We start from the raw sequence: 23351 nt of genomic DNA, 5'->3' as shown, positions 1-23351 counted from the left end.
GGGCCGGCCGTCATCGTCGGCGGGCCTGGTGCTGCATCGCCTGCCGACCCTTGACCACGCCCAGGATAATCACGATGACCAGTGCGATGAGACCGATGATGATCAGCCAGCGGACGGCCTCGAGGATCAACCCGAGCAGAATCAGCACGCCAGCGACCACGCCGACGACCCAGAGCAGTGCGCGCATCTCGACCTCCCGTAACCGGCCGCGCCTGGCGCGGCGTGCCCGGCTTCAGGTTCCCCGTTCGGCAGACACCATGCCCGAGCGACGTGCCGAGTCGGCGGGTGGCGCCTGGACGGCTGCGCCGGGTCTTGATCGGGCTCAGCTGTCGGCGCGCGCCACGTAGACGGTGTTCGCGGACTGGCCACCTGTCAGCGGGTTGGCGAACGGCACGACGTGCGCCTGTGCGGTCACGAACACCTCGGTGAGCGCCGCGGTGAACTCGGCGTCCGGCGGGTCGTCCGACCAGAGCGCGAAGACCCCGTCCGGGCGTAGCCGGGCGGCCAGCCGGCGCAGCCCGTCCGGCGCGTAGAAGGCGGCGTGGCTGGGGTGCAGCACGTTGCGCGGGGAGTGGTCGACGTCGAGCAGGACGGCGTCGAACCGTCGCTCCGGCACCTCGGCGTCGAACCCGGCGTCGCCGGCCACCGCCGCGAAGAAGTCGGCCCGCACGAACCGGGTACGTGGATCCTCCGCGAGCCCCGCCGCGAACGGGAGCAGGCCGCGCTGGTGCCAGTCGATCACGTCCTCGATGGCCTCCACCACCAGCAGCGAACGCACCCTCGGATCGTCCAGCGCGGCGCAGGCGGTGTAACCGAGCCCGAGCCCGCCCACCACCACGTCGAGCGTGTCACCGGTCAGTTGGGCCAGGCCCAGCCGGGCCAGCTCGATCTCCGCGACGGGAAAGAGGCTGGACATCAGGAAATCGTCGTCGAGCTTGACCTCGTACACCTCGACCTGCAGCGCCGGGTCCCGACGCCGGCGCAGGCTGATCGCACCGATCGGGGTCTCCCGCCAGGCCAGCTCCTCGAAACGCGCGCCCACGGGTGCCCTCTCGCCGCCGGATTCGTCCCCGGATGGTACCGGCCGGGACGGCGACGGCCACGCAGGGTCCGCGGGACATCGACGCACCGCATATCCTGTGGCCGGCCCATCCATCGGAGGGAACCTCATGCCGTCGCGGCAGGACCAGCTGCACTCCTACCAGTTCAGCGTCCAGCGGGCGGTTGCCGCTCTGGTGATGCGCGAGACCGACCCGGCTCAGTCGCCTTTCCGGCGGCTGGCCGGCGCCGGCCTGGCCAGTGTCCTGGTCGCGGTGATCGGGCTGGGCGGCTTCGCGCTCTACGGCCTTTTCGCCGGCGGTGGCAGCGGCTGGCGCGACACCGGCGCGGTCATCGTGGAGAAGGAGTCCGGCGCCCGGTTCGTCTACCGCGAGCAGAAGCTGCACCCGGTGCTCAACTACGCGTCGGCGTTGCTGATCGTCGGCGCGGACCGGTCGAAGACCGTGCTGGTCTCCCGCCGCTCGATCGACGGCGTGCCGCGCGGGCTGCCGCTGGGCATCGCCGACGCGCCGGATTCGCTGCCCGCCCCGGGCCGGCTGGCGACCACCGCGTGGACGGTCTGCTCGGCGGTACCGGCCGGTGGCGACGCGCCCCGCTCCGCGCTGCTGATCGGCACCGAGCCCGGCGGCGGCCTGCCGCTGGGCGACGAGGCGCTGCTGCTGCGCGACCCCGGCGGCGGGCTGCACCTCGTCTGGCATGAGCGGCGCTACCTGATCCGCGATCCCAGCCGGGTGTTGGCGGCGCTGGCGACCACCCGGGATCGAGCGGTGCCGGTGGCGCCCGCCCTGCTCAACTCGCTGGCCGCCGGCGTCGATCTGGCCCCGCTCGCCCTGCCCGGCCTGGGCCGACCCGCCACCGGGGTGCCCGACGCCACGATCGGCCGGGTCTATCTGGTGCGCAACTCCGGCGGCGGCCGGCAGTACGCGGTGGCGCTCGATGCGGGGTTGGCCGGGATCACCGAGTTGCAGGCCGGGCTGTTGCTGGCCAGCACCGGGCAGGGCGAGCCGGACCCGATGACGTTGGGCCGGTTCGCCGCGCTGCCCACGGTGCCCGATCTGACCCCCGGCGGTCCGACCGCCCCGCCGCCCACCCCGCCCCGGCTCGCGGCCGGTGACGACGCCGCGCTGTGCACCCGGGTCGGCGACGACGGCGGCGCCAGCGAGGTGCGGCGGGGCGTACCGCTGCCTGATCTGGCCGCCGTGCCGCGCACCGCGCCGGCCGGCGGCACAGTGCTGGCCGACCACGTGGTGGTGGAGCCGGGCCGCGGCGCGGTGGTCGAGGCCGCCGCGGCACCCGGTGCGTCCGGCGGCGCCGTCTCCGTGGTCACCGACCTGGGTCGGCGGTATGTGCTGGCCGACCGGGGCGTGCTGGCGATGCTCGGCTACCGCGACGTGCGTCCGCAGCGGCTGCCGGCCGGGCTGGTCAGCCTGGTACCGACCGGCGCGACCCTGGACCCGGCCGCCGCGCGGGCCGTCGCCGCCCCCGCTTGACGGTTCGGGCCCGACGGTTCGGGTCTGACGGCTCGGGCCTCACGGCTCGGCGTCGCGGCGGGTGCCGGGTCGGGCGTCAGGCGGCCGGGCGGCGCAGGATGGTGACCGCGAAATCGGCGTCGTCGCGCCACGGGCGCAGGTCCCAGGTGGCGAAGCGGTGCTCCAGTCGGAGCCCGGCGGCGGCGGCGTCGGCGTCGAAGGCGGTCAGGGGATACCCGCGTGCCGTGCCGAAGCCCACCGCCAGCACGCCGTCCGGACGCAGGTGCCCGGCGAGTCGGCGCAGCACCTCCGGCTCGGTGCCGGCAGCGACGAACGCGAGCACGTTGCCGGCCAGCACCGCGGCGTCGAAGGGTTCGGTCTCACCGGCCGCGGGCAGGTCCAGCTCGGCCAGGTCGGCGACCAGCCAGAGCGGGTCGGGATGGTCGATGCGGGCTGCTGCCACCAACGCCGGGTCGGCGTCCACCCCGACCACGGTGTGCCCACGCCGGGCCAGCGCGGCGCCGACCCGGCCGGTGCCGCTGCCGGCGTCGAGGATCCGTGAGCCGGGCGGCACCAGGGCATCCACCAGCCGGGCTTCGCCGGCCAGGTCCGCGCCCTCGGCCGCGAGCTTCCGGAACCGGTCGATGTACCACTGGGAGTGCTCCGGGCCGGTCTCGGTCGCCCAGCGGGTCGGGTTGGCCATGCGGTCACCGTAACCGGGCCGGCGGGAGTGCGGCGGGCGACCAGGGGAGAGGGGGTCAGCGTCCGCTGATCCGGAGCACGGTCACCGGGCTGTTCGGCGGCGCGGCCGGAAGGGTCAGCACCGTGCCGTGGCGGCCGGGCACGGCCTTGACGGCGGCCGTGGGTTCGAGACTGACGATCGTCCGGTCCTTGTCGAGGTGCACGTCGACGAGCTCGATGTCGCCTTCGGTGGCCGCCTCGACGATGAGGTACAGGTCGTCGCCGCGGCAGGTGAACCAGACCGCACGGCTGTCGGTGGTACGGGTCGTCGGGCGACGCCAGGCCGTCGTGTCGAAGATGGCCTCACCGAACCTGGCCAGCCAGTCCCCGAGGTAGCGCAGACTGGCCCGCTGGTGTGCCGGCAGTGACCCGGTGTCGTCGGGTGAGACGCCGAGCAGCAGGTTTCCGTTGTTCGCCACCACGTCCAGCAGGGTCAGGGTCAGCTCAGGGCCGGACAGGGCCCGTCCCGGATCTTCCTGCCGGTTCCAGCCGAACGACAGCCCGATCGGGCGGATCGACTCCCAGGGCAGGTCGCGCGACGTAGGGGTGGAGAGCTCGGCGGAGGAGGTGCGGAACCGGTCGGTCACCACGCCCTCCGGCACCTTGACCCGGTACTCCTCGATGAGCCTCCGCGCGTCGCCGGCCTCGGGATAACCGGTGTCGTTCCACAACCCGTCCGGCTGGTACCGGTCGATCAGCTCTCGCCAGTGCGCCTCCACGTATCGGGCGTAGTCCCCGCCGGCGGGGCGACTGGTCTCGACATCGGAGCCGGGCCCGGAGGGCCCGCCGGTGTAGGACCAGTCCTCGCCGGAGGAGTAGAAGACACCGAACCGCATGCCGGCCCGGCGGACGGAGGCGCCGAGCTCGCCGAGGATGTCGCGGGGAGAGCGCCAGCGCTCGTCGCGCGGGTGTCGGACCCGCGACGGCCAGAGGAGGTAGCCGTCGTGGTGTTTGGCGACCATGACCACGTAGCGGGCTCCGGCCGCGGCGAAGTCGGCGACCCAGTCCGGCGGGGACCAGCGCGCGGACATCTCTTCGAACGTCGGCCGGAAGTGCTGGTACGGCTGGCCACCATGGATCCGCTGGTGGTACTCGGCGGTGGCGCTGCCGTGTTGGGCCGCGGCGGCCTGGTACCACTCGGCGAAGTACTGGTTCGCCGGCCCTTCGACGCTGCCGGAGCGGATGGGGGTGTCGGCTGGTGGCGGCACGGGTGCCCAGCCGGGAACCGTGTAGACACCCCAGTGCACCATGATCCCGAGTTTGGCGGCGCCGAACCAGGACGGCATCGGGTGGATCTCGTGGGGTGCCTCTGGCTGGCTGGTTCGGGGGACCGTGGGCGACGGGCGCGTGCCGGTGGCCGTGGGCCGCAGAGCAGGGTCCGCGCGGGGCTGGCTCTCGGTCAGCACGAGCCGCTCGGCGAGGTTGCGCGCCTCATCGGGCTCGTGGTCGCCGATGGCTCGCGCGAGTGCCTCGTGGGCTTCGAGGTGCCAGCCCGACGTGCCCAGCGCGCGCGGGTCCCGGCAGCCGCGGAGCAGCATGATCATTCCCTCGGCGACACCGTCTTGCGCGATGGCTGCTATCGCGCGGTGGAATCGATCGTCCGACAACCGTGAGATGGTCGTCTTGAACTGGTCGTGGTGCCCCCGTGACTCCGGTTCCTGAGCGGCCAACCGTAGTTCGGCGAGCGCCTGGGTCAGTGGGCCCATGGTGGACGGGGTCGACCGGGCCGCCGCCCGCGCGGCAGCGGCACCCTCGACCTGGCCGTGCAACCGGACGATCTCGGCGGCGTGATCGATGGCGACGATGCCCAGCACGTGGGTGAGGCTGGGCAGCACTGTCACCGGCTCGAGCGAGGTGACGAAGACGCCCGCGCCGTGCCGTGCCTCGAGCACGCCCATCGTCACCAGAGCGCTGATGGCCTCGCGAACCGAGCCCCGGGACACACCCAGTTGGGTTCCGAGGTCACGCTCGGGCGGCAGCCGGTCGCCGGGGCCGAGGGTGCGCGCCTGGATGAGGTCGAGGATCTGGTGCAACGCCCATTCGGCCGCCGACCGCCCCTGGCTGTAGTGCGAGGACGCCATGCCGCCATGGTAGGCGATTGGTAGGACCAGTCGAAGCCGGGCGGATTGGTCGGATCAATACAGATGCGACGCCCGCGCAACCCGCGCGGCGGGAAATCCCGATTGTGGCGCTGGACACGCGGTCAGTCAGCCGATTTAATCAGCATGACACACGAGGCGCTGCCGCCCTCTGCGGTTCTCCGAGCGTCAAGTGGTCAGACCAATCATTGCTCCCCGAACCGCTTGGAGGCTCGGTGAAACTTGTCAGACCACTCACCGTCGCGATAACGCTGACCGCCCTGACCCTGGCCGGCTGCGGCTCGTCGGCGGACGAGGCCAGCAGCAAGCCACAACCATCTGCCGTCACCGGCGAGGTCGGCGGTGCGATCACCGTCTGGACCTGGGACGGCGCCCCCGGCACCGACGCCATGACCAAACTCGCCGCGGGCTTCCAGGCCAAGACCGGCGTCACGGTCAACTCGAAGGTGATCAAGCGCGACGACTTCAAGGCCCAGGCCCAGCTCGCGCTGAACTCCGGCGAACACATCGACGTGCTCGGCGTGCAGCCCAGCCAGTTCGCCGCCGAGGTGCAGAGCAAGTTGCTCCCCGTCTCGAGCTACGAGTCCAAACTGACCAACGGCCTGGCCGGCTACAAGCCCGCCACCGTCGAGCAGACACGCAAGCTCTACACCGGGGGCCAGTTGTACTCGGTCCCGTTCGGTTCGACGGGATCGGCGGTGTGTTTCTACAACGGTGACCTCCTGGCCAAGGCGGGTGCGCAGCCGCCGCAGACCTGGGCCGACGTCAAGGCCCTGAGCGACGCCCTGAAGACCAAGGCGCCCGGGGTGCTCACCCTGGTCAAGCCCTCCGGTGCGGACACCTGGTTCGAGGACGAGTTCGTGCTCACGATGGCCGGTCAGAAGAACCCCGGATTCTTCAACTCCGTCCGCTACGAGAAGGGCAAGTGGGACCAGGCGCCCTACGTGGAGGCCCTCGCCCGCTACGGTCAGCTCTTCACCGACGGCACGCTGCAGCGCTCCAGCCTCGACCTCGGCTACACGGACGCGATGAACGCCTTCAACACCGGCAAGGCCGCTCTCGTGTGCAACGGGTCATGGGAGGCCGGCCTGCTCAAGAAGTCGTTCCGGCAGACGAACGGCATCAAGATCAGTTCGGTCGGCGTCGTACCGGTCCCGTCCGACGATCCGGCGAGCCGATCGCTGCGCTCGTTCCTCGACGTCACCTGGGGCATCCCGACCACCGCGCAGAACCAGGCCACGGCCGCGGCGTTCATCGCGTACGCCACGCAGGCCGAGGGGGTCAACCTCTGGGCCGACGGTCTCGGGTTCGTGCCGGCCGCCACCAACTGGAAGCTCGACGCGTCGGTGCTCACCGGGGACAGCACGGCCGAGCAGGGCTACCAGCAGATCCAGGATCTGATCAACAAGCCGAGCTCGGACCGCAACAACCTCAGTTCCTTCTCCGCCCAGGTCGGCAAGTACGTCCTGGAGGTCGCCCAGGGCCGCCTGTCCGCCAAGGACGCCGCGGCCAAGGCCCAGAAGGATCTCGACAGCGGCCTCTACAGCTAGCTCGGAAAGGATCGTGACCATGGCATCCGGACGCATCCGACGACGTACCGACGGGCGAGCGGCGACGCTCTTCCTCGGCCCACTGCTCGTCGTATACCTCGGCTTCTTCGGATACGGGTTCTGGTTTCTGGCCCGCACCAGCACGACCCGGGTCAGCCTGTCCTTCGTCAACTCCGTCGACGTCGGTGCGAACAACTACCGGCTGCTGCTGGCCAACGAGACGTTCCGTCGAGCTGTGCTCAACAACCTGCTGTTCGGCGCCGTGAGCATCGCGGCGGCGTTGACCATCGCCTTCTTCGTCGCGTACGCGATCAGTGTCGGGCTGGGCCCGAAGAAGCTGCTCTACGTCCTGTTCATCGTCCCGGCGCTGATGCCCCTGTCGTTGGTGTCCACGATCTTCGGATCGATGCTCCAGCAGCAGTTCGGCGCCCTCAACCAGACACTGACCGCTGTCGGGCTCGAACGGCTCGCCCAGCCCTGGCTCACCGAGCCAGGGCTGGCGTTCGCCTCGGTCGCGGCGATCTTCTGCTATCTGATCGGCCTGCCGATCATGTACTACACCGCTGACCTGTCGGTGTATCCGACCGACACGATCGAGGCCGCCCTGCTCGACGGCGCCGGCACGTTCCGCATCATGCGGTCGGTGGTCTACCCGATGATGACCGCCACCCACCTCACGGTGATCCTCTCGCTGCTCCTCGGCTCGTTCCGGGCGCTGGAGGTCGTCCTGTTCTCCACCGGCGGCGGCCCGGCGGGTAGCACGGAGATCGTCGGCAGTTTCCTCTACCGCTTCAGCACCGACCCCGGACCACGGACCGGCTTCGTCGCCGCCGGTGCCGTGGCGATCCTGCTGGTCGCGTTCGTCATCGCGCTCGTCCAGCTGGCCGTCACCCGTCCTCGAAACAAGGCAACCCGATGAGCACCTCGATCACCGACGTCCGTCCCGATCGCGCCGCCGCGCCGCCGGCCGAGCCGGTCGCCGCGGCTCGCGGCCAGCACGACGACGGCACCCACGGCGCCGTCCTCGCACGGGCCGTCACCTCACGCCGCGACCAGGCGGTCATGTACGCGATCCTCGCCGTCATGGCCGCCCTGTGGGCCTTCCCGCTGTACGCCGCCATCCGCAAGTCCCTGGAGGTGCACGGGTTCGACAACTACCTCTCCCTGTTCACCGACCCGGTCGGCGACATCTCGATCCCGCGTACCTACCTCAACTCGCTGATCGTCGGCCTCCTGCACGCCGTCGCCGTCGTGGTCGTCTCCACCTCCGCCGGATACGCCTTCTCGATCCTGCGCTGGCCGGGCCGTGACCTCGCGTTCGCGGTGGCCCTGCTGTTCCTGGCCATCCCGGCCGCCGCGATGATCGTTCCGGCCTACCGGATCAACAACGAGCTGGGTCTGTTCAACAGCTACCTCGGCGTGGCGCTGCCCGAGGCCGCGATCACCATCCCGTTCGGCGTCCTCCTCATGCGCAACTTCGGCCGCAACCTGCAACCCGCGTTGTTCGAGGCGGCCGGCGTCGACGGGGCCGGGCACCTGCGCGTCTTCCGCAGCATCTTCCTGCCACTGTGCCGGCCTGCCCTGATCAACCTGTCCGTGCTGTGCTTCGTCTGGTCCCTACAGGACTTCATGTGGCCGTCGATCTTCCTTCGGGATCGCGGTATGCAGACGGCCGCGCAGGCCGTCGCCACCCTCAACACCGGTCTCGGCGCCTCACCGACCGACATCGCCCGCTACAACGCCAGCCTCGTGCTGCTCGCGATACCGGCCATCGTGATCGTCCTGTTCGGCATGCGGCACATCATCGGCGGCCTGTCCAGTGGGGGTACGAAGGAATGACAACACCGAACACGTCGGTGGACCCCGCCAGCACCGTGCTGCGCTACTCCAGCCCGGCCCGCCGGTGGACCGACGCGCTGCCGCTGGGAAACGGCCGGCTGGGCGCGATGTACTTCGGGGGTGTGGGGCGCGACCGGGTCCAGCTCAACGACGAGACCTGCTGGTCGGGGGCTCCGGGCACCGCAGCGGGTACCCCGCTGGTTGGCAGGCGCGAGGGCCCCCGGATCATCGCCGACGCCCGGGCTGCGCTCAGTGACGGCGACGTGCGGGCCGGGGAGGCGTTGCTGCGCCGCCTCCAGTCCGGGCACAGCCAGTCGTACGTCGCGCTGGCCGATCTGTGGCTGACCGACGACGCCGCCGACCACTCGGCGACGCCGCCCGGGTACCGCCGTCTCCTGCACCTGGGCGACGCCGTCGCCGAGCACGCCTATCGCCTCGACGACGGGCACCTCCAGCAGGAGGCGTGGATCAGCGCGCCGGCGCAGGCCATGATCCTGCGTCGGCGTAGCTCGGCGCGTACGTCGCTGCGGATCACGGTCAGCACACCGCATCCCACCGGCCGCACGCGGGTGTGGACCTCGCCCGACCGGTCGGTGGGCGGCATCGAGAGCATCATCAGAATGCCCTCGCAGGTGGTGCCACCACACGAGTCGTCGCCGGATCCGATCCGGTACGACCCCACACCCGGTGCCGCGGTGACCGCGATCGTCGGGGTCCGTGCGCTGGCCATGGAGGGCGCCGGCTGGCGGCGCGCCGCCGGCCTGGCCACGCGGGACGGCGACGTGGTGCTCGTCCTGTCGACGGTGACGGACTACGTCGACCCGTTCACCGCGCCGCACGGGAACGTGGACCGGCTGCGCGCTGAACTCGACGACCGGCTCGACCGGTTGGTGGGCGCCCTGTCCCGCGGCGGGTACGAGCGGATGCGCGCCGAGCACCGGGCCGACCACGACGCGCTGTTCGGACGGGTCCGGTTGCGGCTCGGTGACAGCCGCGAGTCCGCCTCCACCGGGGCGCGCGACACGGACCTCCGGGTCCGCGATCACGCCGCCGGCCAACCCGACGCCGCGCTCGCCGCGTTGGTCTTCCAATACGGTCGTTACCTGCTGATCTCCTGCTCGCGGCCGGGTGGCCTGCCGGCCACCCTGCAGGGCATCTGGAACGAGAACGTGCGGCCGCCGTGGAGCAGCAACTACACCACGAACATCAATCTGCAGATGAACTACTGGTCCGCGGAGGTCGCCGGGTTGCCGGAGTGCCACGCGCCGCTGCTGCGCTGGCTGGGGCACGCCCGGCGCCGGGGCGCCGAGGTCGCCCGCAACCGGTACGACGCGCCCGGCTGGACCCTGCACCACAACTCCGACGCGTGGTGCTTCGCGCTGCCGGCGGGGGAGGGGGACGGCGACCCGGCCTGGTCGTTCTGGCCGCTGGGCGCCGCCTGGTTGTGCCGGCACGCCTTCGACCACTACGACTACGGCCGCGACACCACCTTCCTGGTCGAGCAGGCGTGGCCGCTGGTCAGGTCGGCGGCCGAGTTCTGCCTCGCCTGGCTCACCGAGTTTCCCGACGGCACGCTCGGCACCTCGCCCGCCACCTCCCCGGAGAACCACTACCTGGCCGCGGACGGCGAGCCGGCCGCGGTGACCGTCTCGTCGACCGCTGACCTGGCGCTGATCCGTGACCTGCTGGGCCGCGGGCTCGACCTCCTCGCCGCCCTGCCCCATCCCGACGCCGACGACCTCGCCTGGGCCGAGCGCGCCACGGCGGCGCTCGGGCGTCTACCGGCCGAGCGGGTCGGCGTCGACGGCCGGCTGGCCGAATGGGCGACGGACGTCTTCGACACCGAGCCGGAGCACCGGCACACCTCGCACCTCTTCGGCGTCTATCCGGCCGGTGCCATCGACGCCGACGTCGCTCCCGCGCTCGCCACGTCCGCGCGGGTGACCCTCGACGACCGGGGCCCGAAGTCCACCGGCTGGTCGCTGGCATGGCGGCTGGCCCTGCGGGCCCGGCTCCGCGACGTGGACGGTGCCCAGGAGATGCTGCGGATGTTCCTGTCCCCGATGGCCGACGACGCGTCCGACGAGCCGTCCATGACGGCGCCGGCCGGTGTCTACCGCAACCTGTTCTGCGCCCACCCGCCGTTCCAGATCGACGGCAACCTGGGGCTTACCGCCGGGATCGCCGAGCTGTTGATGCAGTCCCACGCCACGACGGCCGACACCACCGTGGTGCACCTGCTGCCCACCGCGCCCACCGCCTGGCGGGACGGGTCCTTCTCCGGCCTGCGCGCGCGCGGCGGGGTGACGGTGGACGCCTGGTGGAGCGACGGAGTACTGCGGGAGGTGACGGTGCGGGCCGGCGGCGACCGTGTGGTGCAGGTCCGGTACGGCACCTGGACCACAACGGTGCGCCTTGCCGCCCATCTTGCCCATACCATTACAATTGACATAACATAGGCATATGTCTATACATGGGAGTCATTCGGAGCCGGTCAGGCGGCGCACGCTACTCAAGGCCGGTGGCGCGACGGTGGCGGCCGGGCTCCCGCTCGCGGGGGCGACCGAGGCGTCCGCCGGCAGCGCCGCGCAGGGGGCAGCGCGGGTCGACACCGGTGTCTCGGCCTACCCGTTCCCGCTGAGCGCCGTGCGCCTGCTTCCCGGACGCCTGCTCGACAACACGAACCGCACGCTGACCTACCTGTCGTTCCTCGACCTGGACCGGATGCTGCACATCTTCCGGCTCAACTACGGACTGAGCTCGAACGCCCAGGCGGTCGGTGGCTGGGACGCGCCGAGCCACGACCTGCGCGGCCACACCACCGGGCACCTGATGACCGCCCTTGCCCAGGCGTACGCCAGCACGGGTAACGCCGCCTGGAAGACCAGGGGCGACTACCTGGTCAGCACCCTGGCCAGCTGCCAGTCCCGGGCCACCTCGCGCGGCTTCGGAGCCGGCTACCTGTCGGCGTTCCCGGAAAGCTTCTTCGACCGGGTGGAGACGGCGCAGCGGGTGCAGGCGCCCTACTACACGATCCACAAGATCCTCGCCGGCCTGCTCGACATGCACCTGTTGGCCGGCAACGCGCAGGCGCTGACCGTCGCCCTGGCGCTGGCCGGCTGGGTCCGCGCCCGCACCGCCAGGTTGGACGCCACGAAGCTCGCCAACACGCAGAACAGCGAGTACGGCGGCATCGGTGAGGCCCTGATCAACCTCTACCAGCTCACCGGCGACGTCAATCACCTGACCACGGCTCGTCGGTTCGTGAAGCCGACCTTCACCGACCCGCTGGCGTCACACCAGGACAGCCTGCGGGGCAGACACGCGAACACCCACCTGCCGACCGCGTTGACCGCGCTGCGTGACTACCACGCCAGTGGCAGCACCCGCAATCGGGACATCGCAACGAACTTCTGGGACATCCTCACCACGCGCTACACGTACGCGATCGGAGGCAGCTCACAGAACGAGTTCTGGCGTGACCCCAACCAGATCGCCGCCACCCTCACCGACAAGAACTGCGAGGGCTGCTGCACCTACAACACGTTGCGGCTGACCCGACAGCTGTTCTTCACCAACCCGGCCCGCGCCGATCTGTTCGACTACTACGAGCACGCCCTGTTCAACCACATCCTCGCCCAGCAGGATCCGACCGCGGCCAACGGTGGCGGCTACGCCTACTTCATTCCGTTGCGAGCCGGTGGAATCAAGACCTACAGCACCGACTACTCGACGTTCAGCTGCTGTCAGGGCACCGGGATGGAGTCCAACACGAAGTACACCGACAGCATCTACGCGTACGCCGGCGAGACGTTGTACTGGAACCTGTTCGTCCCCTCCGAGCTGCGCTGGCCCGGTCGCGCCATCACCATCCGCCAGGACACCACGTTCCCGTCCTCCTTCATCAGCAGGCTGACCGTCACCGGCGCGGGCCACATCGCGCTCAAGGTGCGGGTGCCGTCCTGGACCACCGGGTTGACCGTCAAGCTCAACGGCACGGGGTTCCCGGTCACCGCGACCCCCGGCACCTACCTGACCATCGACCGCACGTGGGCCTCCGGCGACACCGTCGAGGTCACCATCCGGGCCGCGCTCACCTACCCGCGCGCGAACGACGACGCCAGCGTCGGATCGGTGCGGCTCGGGCCGATCCTGCTCGTCGGCGAGTACGGCGCCACCGATCTGGGTGGCGTCCTGCCGACGCTGCGAGCCGGATCGCTGGTTCGGGACACCTCCGAACCGCTGCACTACACCGCCACGACGACCAGCGGGAACGTGTCGCTGCGTCCGATGTTCTCCACGCACCACCAGCGGTACGCCGCCTACTGGCGGATCGCCTGAACCCCGTCCCCCGCACCCGAACCCACCACCACCGCCGATCGGAGGGCCCCATGCGCCCGCGGCTCCTGCTCCGCGTCCGGTCAAACGCCCCGGACACCACCCACCGTCCCACCCGCCGACACCGCCCGTCGACGCCTCGGCGGATCCTGGCCGGGCTGCTGGTCGCTGCCCTGGCCGTCACACCCGTCCAGTTGCTCACCTCCGCGCCGGCACAGGCCGCCCCGGTCGACACGCTCCGGGCCGCCGCGATCCCGCTGGCCGCGGCCCCCCGCGCCGACGCGCCGATGCGGATGACGGTCGGGAGCGCCAGCCCGCTGCTGCTGACCCAGCTGAACATCGGCAACGACCTCGGCCACACACCCGGCTTCAAGCGCAACTACAACAGCGGCTGGTCGATGGCGCAGCTGTGGGCGTCGGTGCCGGACGACGTGAAACACAACATCGGCTTCGTCCTGCACCAGGGCCACACGGCGCTGTCGGACAACAACACCGCCATGTCGGCCGCCTGGCTGGAGGACAACGTCCGAGAGGCGGACTCGCTCGGGATCCCCGTGTTCATCCTCTGGGGAGAGGGCATCACCAAGAGCTCCTCGAAGTTCAGCTTCACCGAGTCGCTGTACCAGCGCTACCCACACTTCATGGGCACCGTGGTCTCCGAACTCACCAGCACCCTCGGCGATCTCGACCAGGCCCTGCAACTGGCCAACAACTACGGCGGCTTCCACGTGCTCGGCTCGCTGGAGGAGGGCAACCTGCTGGCCAACCGTCTGGAGAACCAGACGAACTGGAACACCGCGGCCCGCTACGCCAAGAACTTCATCTTCAACCCGAAGAACTTCCACGAGAACTTCGAGGCGGTCAACGCCTGGACGCAGGGCGCGTGGCTCGCCGGCGCGTTCGACAACTGGGGGCCCTACTTCGACGGGTACCCCTACTACGGATGCGGCTACTTCGCCGTCAACCCCGGCAGCTACAGCAACTGTGGCGACCGGTGGTCACGCAGCATCGCCGAACCGATCTCATCGATGATGATGCTCGACCAGTGGCAGAACGGCGCCACGGTGTTCCACCTCGAGAACCAGTTGGACATCCCCACCACGGGCAGCCTGTTCTCGCCGTACTTCTACCAGTCGATCCTGCCGGCGATCCGGCACATCCTGACGCAGAAGTCGCCGACCCGTGACGAGGTCATCTCGCGTACCAAGGTCGCCTACTCGGAGACCGGCGGCGCGATCTCCACCCTCGGCGACTCCACGTCGCCCGGCCGCAGCGGCAACCCCAACCGCACGACGTTCTACTCGATGTACGAGAAGAGCCCGTCCCTGACCGCCGTGCAGAAGGGGTTGTGGTTCTACCTCCGGTCCAACGGCCGCTACAACATCATCCCGCGGATCCCGGCCCGGGCGCCGTCGAGCCTCTTGACACGCTTCGACACGGTCCTGACCAAGAGCAGCTACGACCCTGCCCTGTACTACGGCGATGCCCGCAACGCCCTGTTCAACAGCCGGTACCCGCAGATCTCCACCGGTGAGGCGTTCGTGCAGAAGGCCGGTGCCAACTGGCTGGTCTACAACACCAACGACCGGGACAACTTCACCGAGGACGCCAACCTCCTGCTCGGCGGCAGCACGTTCAGCCGACTGGAGATGCCCGAGATCACGCCGCACACCTGGGCCGCGGTGACCGAGAGCGGATCGGCGATCTCGGTGCTGCTCGACAACTTCCGCACCGACCGCGAGGCCGACCTGCTCAAGCCCGGCGGCACCCGGGACATGGAGTTCAACCGCAACTTCGTGAAGTACGCCTACGTGCCCAACCCGCAGGACGCCGCGCTGCGGACCACCACGATGCGGTTCGACGTGGCCACCAGGCCGACCCTGACCATCTCGGGCTACGACCGCAACCGCTACACCTACACCGAACAGTGGAACCCGAACAGCCACACCTACAGCCTCGTCGTACGCCACAACGGCGTCGTCAACATCAAACTGACCACCGCGAACCACGAGGGCGGCTGGACGTCGGTCCCGGGCACCTCAAGTCAGATCGTCAGCAGCACCGGCGCCAAGGAGTACACCTTCGACGGCACGTCGGTCGCCTGGACGGTTCCCACCGGTTCCACCGGCACCGCCCGGGCGCTGATCGACGGTGTGACGTTCGCGCCGTCCGTCGCCCTGTCCGGCGGTGGCACCGTCTTCCGCGCCACCGGCCTGTCCAACTCGGTGCACACCCTGCGGCTGGAAGGGTCGTCGCTACCGATCCAGACCCTCGCTCACGTGCCGTCGGTCGAGCACACCGCCAACAGCATCGAGACCAACGACTTCAACTACGGCAGCGAGGCCGCCGACGAGGACGTCCTCTACGGCTCCGAGGGTTGGCGGGTGATCGACGGCAAGCTCAAGTTGGTGGGGTTCGTCTTCCCCTTCTACGGCGACACCACCGTCTACAACACCAACGCCAAACTCACCAACCTGCGGTACGAGGCGAAGATCAACCTCATCCACGGCACCTCGGGCGCCCTGGTGTTCCGGGCCAACGAGGACACCAAGCAGGCCTTCCACTTCCGGCTCGACCCGTCCCGCACCGCCGAGGGACGCAGCAACACGGCCAGCACCTCCTGCCAGTTGATGGCCGACTACGGCACCACGAGCCTGGCCAGTTGCCCGTCGTCGCTCACTCTCAAGCCCGACCAGGAGTACAGCGTCGTGGTGACGGCGTCCGGCAACACGATCACCGCGTCGATCAACGGCAGCCAGGTGCTCTCGTACACGGCGACCGGCGCCTACGCCGGGCGCACCGGCTACACCGGTCTGCGGGCGCCGCAGATGCAGACCGACGCCGGGTACCGGCTCGGTCAGTTCGTCCAACTCGACGACGTCAAGGTCACCGATCTGGACAACGGGCGGGTGGCCTACCAGAGTGGTTTCGACTCGTGGTCGCAGGCCCGGGGCTGGATGACCGAGACGCCGCTGGTCTTCGACTGGCACCAGAAGCCGGACCCGCGCAGCTCGTTCACCTTCCCCTGGCGGTGGCAGATCAGCGGCGGCAGCTGGGGTGTCGTCGAGAACAACACCTTCACCTCCGGCCAGTCCGGCTACTACGCCGCCACCGCGGCCGCCGGCACCGACCTCGTCGCGCTCGGCGGCGGGGAGGCGGGGTGGGCCACCGACGGCGGCTACGACTCCTGGGCCTGGCTACGGGTGACCAGGGGCGACCAGGCCGCTCTGGTGGTTCGCGCGCGGGACAACGCCAACATGTACCAGGCCCGCATCGACACCCGGACCGGGACGGTCTCCTTCGGCAAGCGCGTCAACGGCACCTGGACCACCCTCGCCAGCGCCCCGTCGCCGGTGCCCCTGGCCGCGAACACCTGGCAGTTGGTGAAGGTCACCGCGCACGGATCGCTGCTGACCGTCCTCGTCGGTGGCAAACCCGCCCTGAGCGTGCGGGACACCACCTTCGCCAGCGGGGCGACCGGTGTCTGGGTGCCCGCCGGTGGCACCGCGAACGTCGAGGACGCCAGGGTCGTGGCCCGGCCCACCGACCGGGTCACCGCCGCACGTCCGACGGCCACCCTGGTGCCCGCCGACGGCATCAGCGGACGGCACATCACCGGCTACGACCAGGTCGCCGTCAAGACCGCCCGCACCAAGCAGCCCGCGCTGCCCGGCACGGTGACGGCCCGCTACTCCGACAACACGAAGGGATCGGTCGCGGTGACCTGGCCGGCCATCAGCGCGACGCAGCTCGCCACCGCCACCACACCGACCAAGGCCGGCACCGGCCGGGGCCGCTTCACCATCCAGGGCACCGTCGCCGGCACCTCGCTGACCGTGCCGGTCCTCGTGACGGTCATGCCCAACCTCACCACCACCTTCACCATCACGGGCAGCTACAGCGCCACCAACCGGGCCGTCCCCACGCAGACACCGGGCACCGGGACGTTCGACGACGGCACCGGCGGCACGTACACCAAGTACCTCTACGTGCGGTGGGACACCACGCCCGACATCGTCGCGGGCGCGCCCACCACGCAGACCATCACCGGCACCATCAACGGATACCCCTGGGAGAAGGTCACCGCCCGGATCTCCGTCACCGTGCCGTCCTCCTCCGCCCCCGGAGCACCGACCGCGGTCAGCGCCACCCCGGGCAGCGGCCAGGTCTCCGTGCGGTGGACCGCACCGGCCCGCAACGGCAACTCGTCGATCACCGGTTACACCGTCACGGCCCGTCCGGGCGGAGCCACCTGCTCGACGACCGGCGCGACCAGCTGCACGGTCGGCGGCCTGACCAACGGCACCGCCTACAGCTTCACCGTCACGGCACGGAACGCGGTCGGCACCTCGGCCGCGTCGTTTCCCAGCAGCCTGGTCACCCCGCGGTAGACGGTGGCCCCCAACGACTGATCCTCAGCAACGGGAAGCACAGGGGGCGCGGCGCACACAGCGCCGCCCCCTGCGCGACCCGAATGCATCTGGTGTCTGCGTCGAAACAATGCGACAGCTCGGCCGAAACGTCGGTACGACACCGGCACCGCTCGGTGCGACACCGGCGCCCGCCAGGTCGCCATGGGGGAGGGTCTGGATGAGGGGTCGGCAGCAGGAGACGGCGCGGCGGTTGCGGGGAGCACGCGGTGTCGCGGTAGGTGTGGTGTTCTCGGTCGACGGGCAGGTCGCCCAGACGGACACCAGCTATCCGTACGGCATGCTGTGGAACACCAGGGCGGTGTCGCGGGGGCCGCACACGCTGCGCGCGGTCGCCCGCAGTGTCGCCGGGGCCACCGCCGCCGTGCAGCAGACCGTGACCGTCGCAGCGCCACCGACCGACCGGGAGGCCACCGGATCGGTGGTCACCAGCGGATTGCTGCCCGCCATCACACCGGCCGTCGACAACGTCCGGCTGCGCGACACCAGCGTCACGAGGGGCCTGGTGTGGAGCTTCGAGCGCGACGGTGCCCCCGACGAGCGGGCCTGGTGGGACCTGCACGGTGTGCCCTACCGTGGCGCGTGGGCACCGGAGGTGGCGTACCTGGGGACCTACTACCTCGTCTACAGCCTGGCCACCAAGGGCAGCACGATGCTGCGCAGCACGAGCGGCCGGCCCGAGGGCCCCTACGTCAACGTGCGCGACGACGGTGGCAACCTCTTCGGCAACATCGACGGCTCGCTGTTCCGTGACACCGACGGCACCGGTTACCTCTGCTACGAGAGTGGCAACATCTTCCGGATCAACGCCACCTGGACCGGCACCACCGGGCCGGTGACCCGGGCCAACAGCGGAGGTGACGAGGGTTGCTTCCTGTTCCGCGCGAACGGCCGTTACTACCTGTCGACCGCCAAGTTCATGGACAACGGCCGGTACAGCGCCTGGATCGGCATGGCCGACACCGTCCTCGGCTGACGGCGTCCGCGCCGCTGCGGCGGGCAGGTCCGGTTCCCGCCGTCCGGACCGACCAGCGCCACGTCGGCGCCCCGCCAACCCGATCCCGTCGCCGGAACTCGTGGTCGACGCCTACCGGTCGGCGGTGAGCTGACCCGGTCATCTGAGCTGGTCGCGGCGGCGGCGGACGCCCAGGGCGACGAGTACGGCGCCAACGCCGCCCAACACCGCACCGAACGCGAGCAGCCGACCGGCGTCCGGACCGACGCCGGTGACGGGCAGCGGTCCCGCGGACGGGGATGAGGTGGGCTTCCCGGTCGGCGTGGCCGACACCACCTCGAAGGTGACCCCGGTGGAGCCGGTGGGCGGACGGGGGTCGGCGACCGTCACCGCCACCACCGTGCGAGCCGGTGGCGCGACCTGCCGGTGGGCGACCGGCCCCGCCGCTGCGGCGAGCGCCGGGGCCGCCAGCCCAACCACCACGAACAGCGCGAGACGGAGAGTACGACCGTTTGGCCGCGATCGGATCGCTGATGCCCGGCGGACCACCATGACGGCCTCCTCACGCTCCGATACCGGATGCGAAAACCACTCTAGGTGACCAGAGGCGACGAAATTACACCTATCTGGCAGATCAATCGTTTCCGGCAAAACGGAAGTCCCCTGGGACATCGAGCCGGCCGCCTCGGAGAGACGGCCGGCTCGCGGCGCTGTGGCGGGAGTTCAGACGGAGTGCCCGGCCAGCCGCACTCTCGACCGCCGTCGAATCAGGTACCAGGCGGCGGTGGCGAGCAGCACCAGCACCGCGGCCGCCGTGCCGAGCGGATAGACCAGCCGCCTCGGCTGCTGGACCGTCATGGCAACGGTTCCCGGCACCGGCAGCGTGATCCGGCCTTCGGCGGTGTGTTCCACCGGCCCGCTGGCCAGGGTCAACCGGACGTCCCAGACGCCGGCGGGCAGAGCCTGGTCGAGCTCGATGCCGACATCGCCGCTGCCGCCCGGGGCGAGTGTCGCCCCGCTGGTCAACCGGAAGGGACCCGCCTGCACCGACCCCTTGCTGAGTTGGAGTGCGCCGGTCATGTCCAAGGCCCGCTCACCGGTGTTCACCACGCGGGCCTTGACGATGGGGAACCCACCCGCACCGCGCGTGGCCGTCACGTCGTCGATGCGGAAGTCGGTCGGCGGTTCGCCGCCGGGACCGATGTCGAGATACATCCGTACCCCGACGCGGTGGACCTGGGTGACGTTTCCGCCATGCTGGGGCGGGCTCACCACCTGGGCCCAGATCGTCGCGTACCGCTCACCCCTCGAGGCCGCGGGAGGCACCTCGATCTCGACGCGGACGGCCTGCCGGTCGTCGGGGTCGAGCTCGACGAACCGCTGATCGAGGTGCGTCCAGCCGCTCAGCTCGTTGGCCTTCCGGCCGTCGGGGACAGCGAACGTGGTGCCTTCGATCGATGCGGCACCCGCGTACAGCTCGATCTTCTGCGGCTCCGACGACGTGTTGCGGACCTCGACCCGCCGACTGATCGTCGCTCCGGGCCGTACGTGGTCCACGATGTAGACCTGGGCGCGTGGATCCTCGGCCCGCTCGGTCGGGATGTCGAGCAGGCGCAGACCGATCCCGCCGGCGTCGGTCTCGGTCGCCTGCCGCGGCGACTGCCCGGCAACAGCTGGCGCCGCCGGTACTCCGAGCACGAGCAGAGCTACGGAGACCGACGGCACCAGCCGACCGAGGCGGCTAGACCACCGAATGTGTCACCGTGCCTGTGTAGACGCCCTGGACGGTGCCGGCGGGGATGTTCACCACGAGGGTCGGATTCCACGTGGCGAAGTTGTTCCCGGACCCGCCGGAGTGGCTGAACGCCACGCGCGGCACGTTGATGATGACCCGGTCGGCGGCTGTCGGCTGTCCCGGAACGAACGAACCGGTGCCGGCCGTCGAGGTGGCGTTGCCCGACCAGTACTCCACATTGATGTTCGGGATGGTCTCACCGGAGGTGCCACCGCCGGTCTTGAAGTCGGTCGAGATGACCGAGGCGCTCCAGTTGGGGGTCAGGGAACCCCGCTGGTCGAGCACGGTGACCGGACCGAGTTGGCCGGAGACCGTCGAGCCCTCGGTGCCCTGACCGAGATTGGCCGTGGCCGGCACGGTGATGCTGAGCCCACCACTGGCGTTCACCGTCAGCGTCACCGTGGTGTCCTTCTGATCAGCCAACGCCGGCGCGCCGAGCGCGGCTGAGACGGCGGCACCGGCCAGTACGGCGGCCAGGAGTCTGTGTCGCATCGATGCTCCTTCATTCATTCTCTTCGTCCGATACGTGTGAGCCGACATTAGCCACGAGAATCAGACTAAAAGTAAATTCCGGATGAAAGCACCCAAAAGCGACGTCCCAGGCGGAGCCGACGGCCCGCCGGACACTGCGGCGGCGACCGGTCGACCCGGTCACCGCCGCGGCGTCATCCGGCCCGGCCTCGTTATTCGTCACACGTCGTGCGGCCGGCGGTCGCAGGGCACAGCTGTGCCGCGAAGCCGCCGTTGGCGACCACGGGAACGGACAGGGCGGTGCCGGCGGTCACCGTCCGGGACGAGCGGACCAGACCCCCGGAGCCGTCCGTGACTGTCTCGACCAGCCAGCTGCCGGACGACAGGAAGGTCAGCGGCACCGAGACCGTGCGCGTGCCGCCCGGATAGACACCGCCGACGAACCAGCGTGCGCCGTTGCGCCGGGCGATGGTCGGGCCGGCTGTCGGGTCGCCGGCGACCAGTCGGGTCTCGTCCCACACCGTCGGCAGTTGGCGCAGGAAGCGCTGCGCCTCCGGCCGGGACCGGTAGGCCGCAATGGATCCGCCGAAGACCTGGAGGCCGGCCTCGAAGACCACGCCGAGGCCCAGCTCGGCGGCCTGGCTGTTGGGCTGCGTGTTCTGGAACGTCATCGCCGTGTAGTCCATCGAACCCACGGCGTTGCGGGTGAACGGCAGCGCGACGACGTGGCCGATGGCGCGGCTCCCGTATTCCTCACCGCGTACCGCCTCCATGGCGAGCACGTTCGGCCAGGTGCGCTGGATGCCGTGCGGGATCGTCGAGCCGTGGAAGTCGACCACCAGGTGGTACTGCGCGGCCGCGGCGAGCACGTCGTCGTACCAGCGGTAACGCGACTGGCTGTCGGATTCCATGAAGTCCAGCTTCACCCCGGCGACGCCCCAGCCGGCGATCCGGGCGAACTCGTTCGACCGTTCCGTCGCGGTGTCCAGGTCGGTCCAGCGGTACCAGAGGATGATCCGGACGTTCCTGGCGGCCGCGTAGGAGACCAGCTCCGGCATCCAGGTGACGACGTTCCAACCGTCGTCGACGACCACGTACTCCCAACCCTGGCTCGCGGCGTAGTCGACGTACTCCTTCTGCCTGGTCAGATTGCGCTGGGTGGCGTCGTACCCGTCCAGCCAGGACCAGGCCGAGACGCCGGTTCTGATCCACGACGTGTCGCTGATCTTCGAGGCGGGCGCGACGTCCTCGTTGAGGGTCGATTCGACGACCGTGGCGGCGGTGCCGATGACCGCGGTACGCCAGGAGGTGGCGAGACCGCCGGTGTAGGCCACCTGGGCGTCGGCCAGCCTGATGCCGAACTGCCCCGTGCCGGCGGTGTGCGTGAGCCGCGCGCCGGAGTACCGGCCGTCGACGTCCGACTCGCTGAGCAGAACCCAGTTCGCCCCCGCCTGGAACAGTGCCGGATGGACGTAGTCGCCGCTGGCCGCCGCGGACGCGGTGCCGCGCACGTAGGGGTTCTCGTACTGGGACTGCCAGCCGGACAGGAAGGACACTGCGGTGCCGGGCACGGTGAAGGTGGACGCCTCGCGGGTGATCGTCCCGGAGCCGGGCAGCTCGTACCGGAAGGCGACGCCATCAGCCGACACCCGGAGCACCACGGTGAGCGTGGCGCTGCCGCGCGAGAAGACCAGCCTCGATTCGGTCGCCGTACGGGAGCGTTGCCGGCTCTTGCCGGAGACCGTCGTGTACGAGTAGGTCAGCACGCGGTCCGCCCGGCTGGTGAAGGTCAGACCGGTGCCCAGGTCGGCCGCGGTGGTCACCACGCCGACCGGCGCCGGCAGCAGCGCGGCGGCGCAGTTGCGGGTCGCGCCGAGGGTGAGCCCACCGGCAGCGGTACGGGTCAGGGTCGCCCGTACGCCGTCACAGCCGGTGCCGCCCACTCCCGGCTGGGCCACCGACCAGGTGCCCGAGGGCGGGGCCGTGGGGTCCGTGCCGACCACCGTCAGCAGCCACTGCTGGTTCGGGCCGCCGTTGTCGGTCCACTGGACGACGTCGCCACCGTCGGCCGTCGAGCGGTCCTGCACGTCGAGTGCCTTCGCGCTGCGCCGGTTGAGCAGCTTGACGTAGCCGCCGGTGGTGTCGACCACCGACCACTGCTGGTTCTGGCCGCCGCTGTCGGTCCACTGGACCACGTCGGCGCCGTCGGCCGTGGATCCGCCGGTCACGTCCAGCGCCTTGCCACTGTGCCGGGCGAGCAGCCGGTAGTAGCCGCCACCGGCGTCGACGAACCTCCACTGCTGGTTGGTGGCGTCGGTGTCGGTGTACTGCACCACGTCGGCGCCGTCGGCGGTGGACCCGCCGGTCACGTCGAGCACCTTGCCACTGAGCCGGTTGGTGAGCTGGTACCAGACGCCCGGCTGGATCGTCGCCGCGCTGGCCTTCTGACCCCAGACGACACCACCGGCGGTGAGCACGACAGCGCACGCGAGCGCCAGCCAGATCCTGCCGGTACGGGTGATCGCCGCGCCGGTTGTTGCCGCACCTGTCATCGGTCTGCGCCTCTCTGATTGGTCGTGGACGCCACGGCGGGCCGCCCGTCGGG

The 23351-nt window shown here is 70.4% G+C and carries 16 protein-coding genes; 8 read left to right on the top strand and 8 right to left on the bottom strand.

Annotated elements, in window-relative coordinates; translation table 11 throughout:
* Positions 1–10 precede the first annotated feature (10 nt).
* Both ACLJN9_RS18465 and ACLJN9_RS18460 read right to left on the bottom strand, forming a co-directional pair.
* The gene (locus ACLJN9_RS18465) at positions 11–187 is read right to left on the bottom strand and encodes a hypothetical protein (protein WP_410812662.1); all 177 of its coding nucleotides are present in this window, start codon (positions 185–187) and stop codon (positions 11–13) included.
* A gap of 135 nt (positions 188–322) precedes the next feature.
* Entirely contained in the window at positions 323–1042 is a 720-nt protein-coding gene (locus ACLJN9_RS18460) for a spermidine synthase (RefSeq protein ID WP_410812661.1), read from the bottom strand.
* Between the two features lie 127 nt (positions 1043–1169).
* On the opposite strand from ACLJN9_RS18460, the gene eccB reads away from it, so the two are divergent.
* On the top strand, positions 1170–2549 hold the full coding sequence (gene eccB / locus ACLJN9_RS18455) for a type VII secretion protein EccB (protein WP_410812660.1): 1380 nt from the start codon (positions 1170–1172) through the stop codon (positions 2547–2549).
* A 76-nt stretch (positions 2550–2625) separates the two neighbouring features.
* Here eccB and ACLJN9_RS18450 read toward each other — a convergent pair whose 3' ends face one another.
* Both ACLJN9_RS18450 and ACLJN9_RS18445 read right to left on the bottom strand, forming a co-directional pair.
* Positions 2626–3231: a class I SAM-dependent methyltransferase gene (locus ACLJN9_RS18450; RefSeq protein WP_410812659.1), complete on the bottom strand. Its 606-nt coding sequence runs from the start codon at positions 3229–3231 to the stop codon at positions 2626–2628.
* Between the two features lie 55 nt (positions 3232–3286).
* Entirely contained in the window at positions 3287–5350 is a 2064-nt protein-coding gene (locus ACLJN9_RS18445; protein ID WP_410812658.1) for an alpha-L-fucosidase, read from the bottom strand.
* Between the two features lie 233 nt (positions 5351–5583).
* Here ACLJN9_RS18445 and ACLJN9_RS18440 point away from each other — a divergent pair, with 233 nt between their 5' ends.
* The 7 genes from ACLJN9_RS18440 to ACLJN9_RS18410 all read left to right on the top strand — a co-directional run bounded on the left by ACLJN9_RS18440 (position 5584) and on the right by ACLJN9_RS18410 (position 18501).
* Positions 5584–6918 carry an ABC transporter substrate-binding protein gene (locus ACLJN9_RS18440; protein ID WP_410812657.1) on the top strand — a complete coding sequence of 445 codons (1335 nt, stop codon included), beginning with the start codon at positions 5584–5586 and terminating at the stop codon, positions 6916–6918.
* 19 nt (positions 6919–6937) lie between these two features.
* On the top strand, positions 6938–7837 hold the full coding sequence (locus ACLJN9_RS18435) for a carbohydrate ABC transporter permease (RefSeq protein WP_410812656.1): 900 nt from the start codon (positions 6938–6940) through the stop codon (positions 7835–7837).
* On the top strand, positions 7834–8757 hold the full coding sequence (locus ACLJN9_RS18430; protein WP_410812655.1) for a carbohydrate ABC transporter permease: 924 nt from the start codon (positions 7834–7836) through the stop codon (positions 8755–8757). Before ACLJN9_RS18435 ends, ACLJN9_RS18430 begins: the two co-directional genes overlap by 4 nt.
* Positions 8754–11216, top strand: a complete 2463-nt coding sequence (locus ACLJN9_RS18425) for a glycosyl hydrolase family 95 catalytic domain-containing protein (RefSeq protein ID WP_410812654.1) — start codon at positions 8754–8756, stop codon at positions 11214–11216. Before ACLJN9_RS18430 ends, ACLJN9_RS18425 begins: the two co-directional genes overlap by 4 nt.
* 4 nt (positions 11217–11220) lie before the next feature.
* The gene (locus ACLJN9_RS18420) at positions 11221–13098 is read left to right on the top strand and encodes a beta-L-arabinofuranosidase domain-containing protein (protein WP_410812653.1); all 1878 of its coding nucleotides are present in this window, start codon (positions 11221–11223) and stop codon (positions 13096–13098) included.
* 50 nt (positions 13099–13148) lie between these two features.
* On the top strand, positions 13149–17486 hold the full coding sequence (locus ACLJN9_RS18415) for a glycosyl hydrolase family 98 C-terminal domain-containing protein (RefSeq protein WP_410812652.1): 4338 nt from the start codon (positions 13149–13151) through the stop codon (positions 17484–17486).
* 199 nt (positions 17487–17685) lie between these two features.
* Positions 17686–18501, top strand: coding sequence for a family 43 glycosylhydrolase (locus ACLJN9_RS18410; RefSeq protein ID WP_410812651.1), 816 nt, complete (start codon positions 17686–17688; stop codon positions 18499–18501).
* A gap of 138 nt (positions 18502–18639) precedes the next feature.
* Here the strand turns inward: ACLJN9_RS18410 and ACLJN9_RS18405 are convergent, their stop codons facing one another.
* The 4 genes from ACLJN9_RS18405 to ACLJN9_RS18390 form a co-directional block, all read right to left on the bottom strand.
* Entirely contained in the window at positions 18640–18960 is a 321-nt protein-coding gene (locus tag ACLJN9_RS18405; protein ID WP_410812650.1) for a hypothetical protein, read from the bottom strand.
* 243 nt (positions 18961–19203) lie between these two features.
* Positions 19204–20205 (bottom strand): hypothetical protein, encoded by a 1002-nt coding sequence (locus ACLJN9_RS18400; RefSeq protein WP_410812649.1) that lies wholly within the window; start codon positions 20203–20205, stop codon positions 19204–19206.
* A 16-nt stretch (positions 20206–20221) separates the two neighbouring features.
* Entirely contained in the window at positions 20222–20767 is a 546-nt protein-coding gene (locus ACLJN9_RS18395) for a hypothetical protein (protein WP_410812648.1), read from the bottom strand.
* Positions 20768–20958: 191 nt separating this feature from the next.
* On the bottom strand, positions 20959–23298 hold the full coding sequence (locus ACLJN9_RS18390) for a glycoside hydrolase family 97 catalytic domain-containing protein (protein WP_410812647.1): 2340 nt from the start codon (positions 23296–23298) through the stop codon (positions 20959–20961).
* Positions 23299–23351: the final 53 nt, after the last annotated feature.

Origin of the sequence: Micromonospora sp. 067-2 (assembly GCF_046549295.1) — a bacterium.
Classification (GTDB): domain Bacteria; phylum Actinomycetota; class Actinomycetes; order Mycobacteriales; family Micromonosporaceae; genus Micromonospora.
Note: the sequence above shows the minus strand (reverse complement) of the source record. Positions and strands in the feature narration are given on the sequence as shown.

What these genes read in the sequence shown, in the direction of transcription:
- ACLJN9_RS18410 (WP_410812651.1), top strand. Translation starts at nt 17,686, where the DNA reads ATGAGGGGTCGGCAGCAGGAGACGGCGCGGCGGTTGCGGGGAGCACGC.
- ACLJN9_RS18445 (WP_410812658.1), bottom strand. Translation starts at nt 5,350, where the DNA reads ATGGCGTCCTCGCACTACAGCCAGGGGCGGTCGGCGGCCGAATGGGCG.
- ACLJN9_RS18425 (WP_410812654.1), top strand. Translation starts at nt 8,754, where the DNA reads ATGACAACACCGAACACGTCGGTGGACCCCGCCAGCACCGTGCTGCGC.
- ACLJN9_RS18465 (WP_410812662.1), bottom strand. Translation starts at nt 187, where the DNA reads ATGCGCGCACTGCTCTGGGTCGTCGGCGTGGTCGCTGGCGTGCTGATT.
- ACLJN9_RS18420 (WP_410812653.1), top strand. Translation starts at nt 11,221, where the DNA reads ATGTCTATACATGGGAGTCATTCGGAGCCGGTCAGGCGGCGCACGCTA.
- ACLJN9_RS18390 (WP_410812647.1), bottom strand. Translation starts at nt 23,298, where the DNA reads ATGACAGGTGCGGCAACAACCGGCGCGGCGATCACCCGTACCGGCAGG.
- ACLJN9_RS18435 (WP_410812656.1), top strand. Translation starts at nt 6,938, where the DNA reads ATGGCATCCGGACGCATCCGACGACGTACCGACGGGCGAGCGGCGACG.
- ACLJN9_RS18395 (WP_410812648.1), bottom strand. Translation starts at nt 20,767, where the DNA reads ATGCGACACAGACTCCTGGCCGCCGTACTGGCCGGTGCCGCCGTCTCA.
- eccB (WP_410812660.1), top strand. Translation starts at nt 1,170, where the DNA reads ATGCCGTCGCGGCAGGACCAGCTGCACTCCTACCAGTTCAGCGTCCAG.
- ACLJN9_RS18415 (WP_410812652.1), top strand. Translation starts at nt 13,149, where the DNA reads ATGCGCCCGCGGCTCCTGCTCCGCGTCCGGTCAAACGCCCCGGACACC.
- ACLJN9_RS18430 (WP_410812655.1), top strand. Translation starts at nt 7,834, where the DNA reads ATGAGCACCTCGATCACCGACGTCCGTCCCGATCGCGCCGCCGCGCCG.
- ACLJN9_RS18450 (WP_410812659.1), bottom strand. Translation starts at nt 3,231, where the DNA reads ATGGCCAACCCGACCCGCTGGGCGACCGAGACCGGCCCGGAGCACTCC.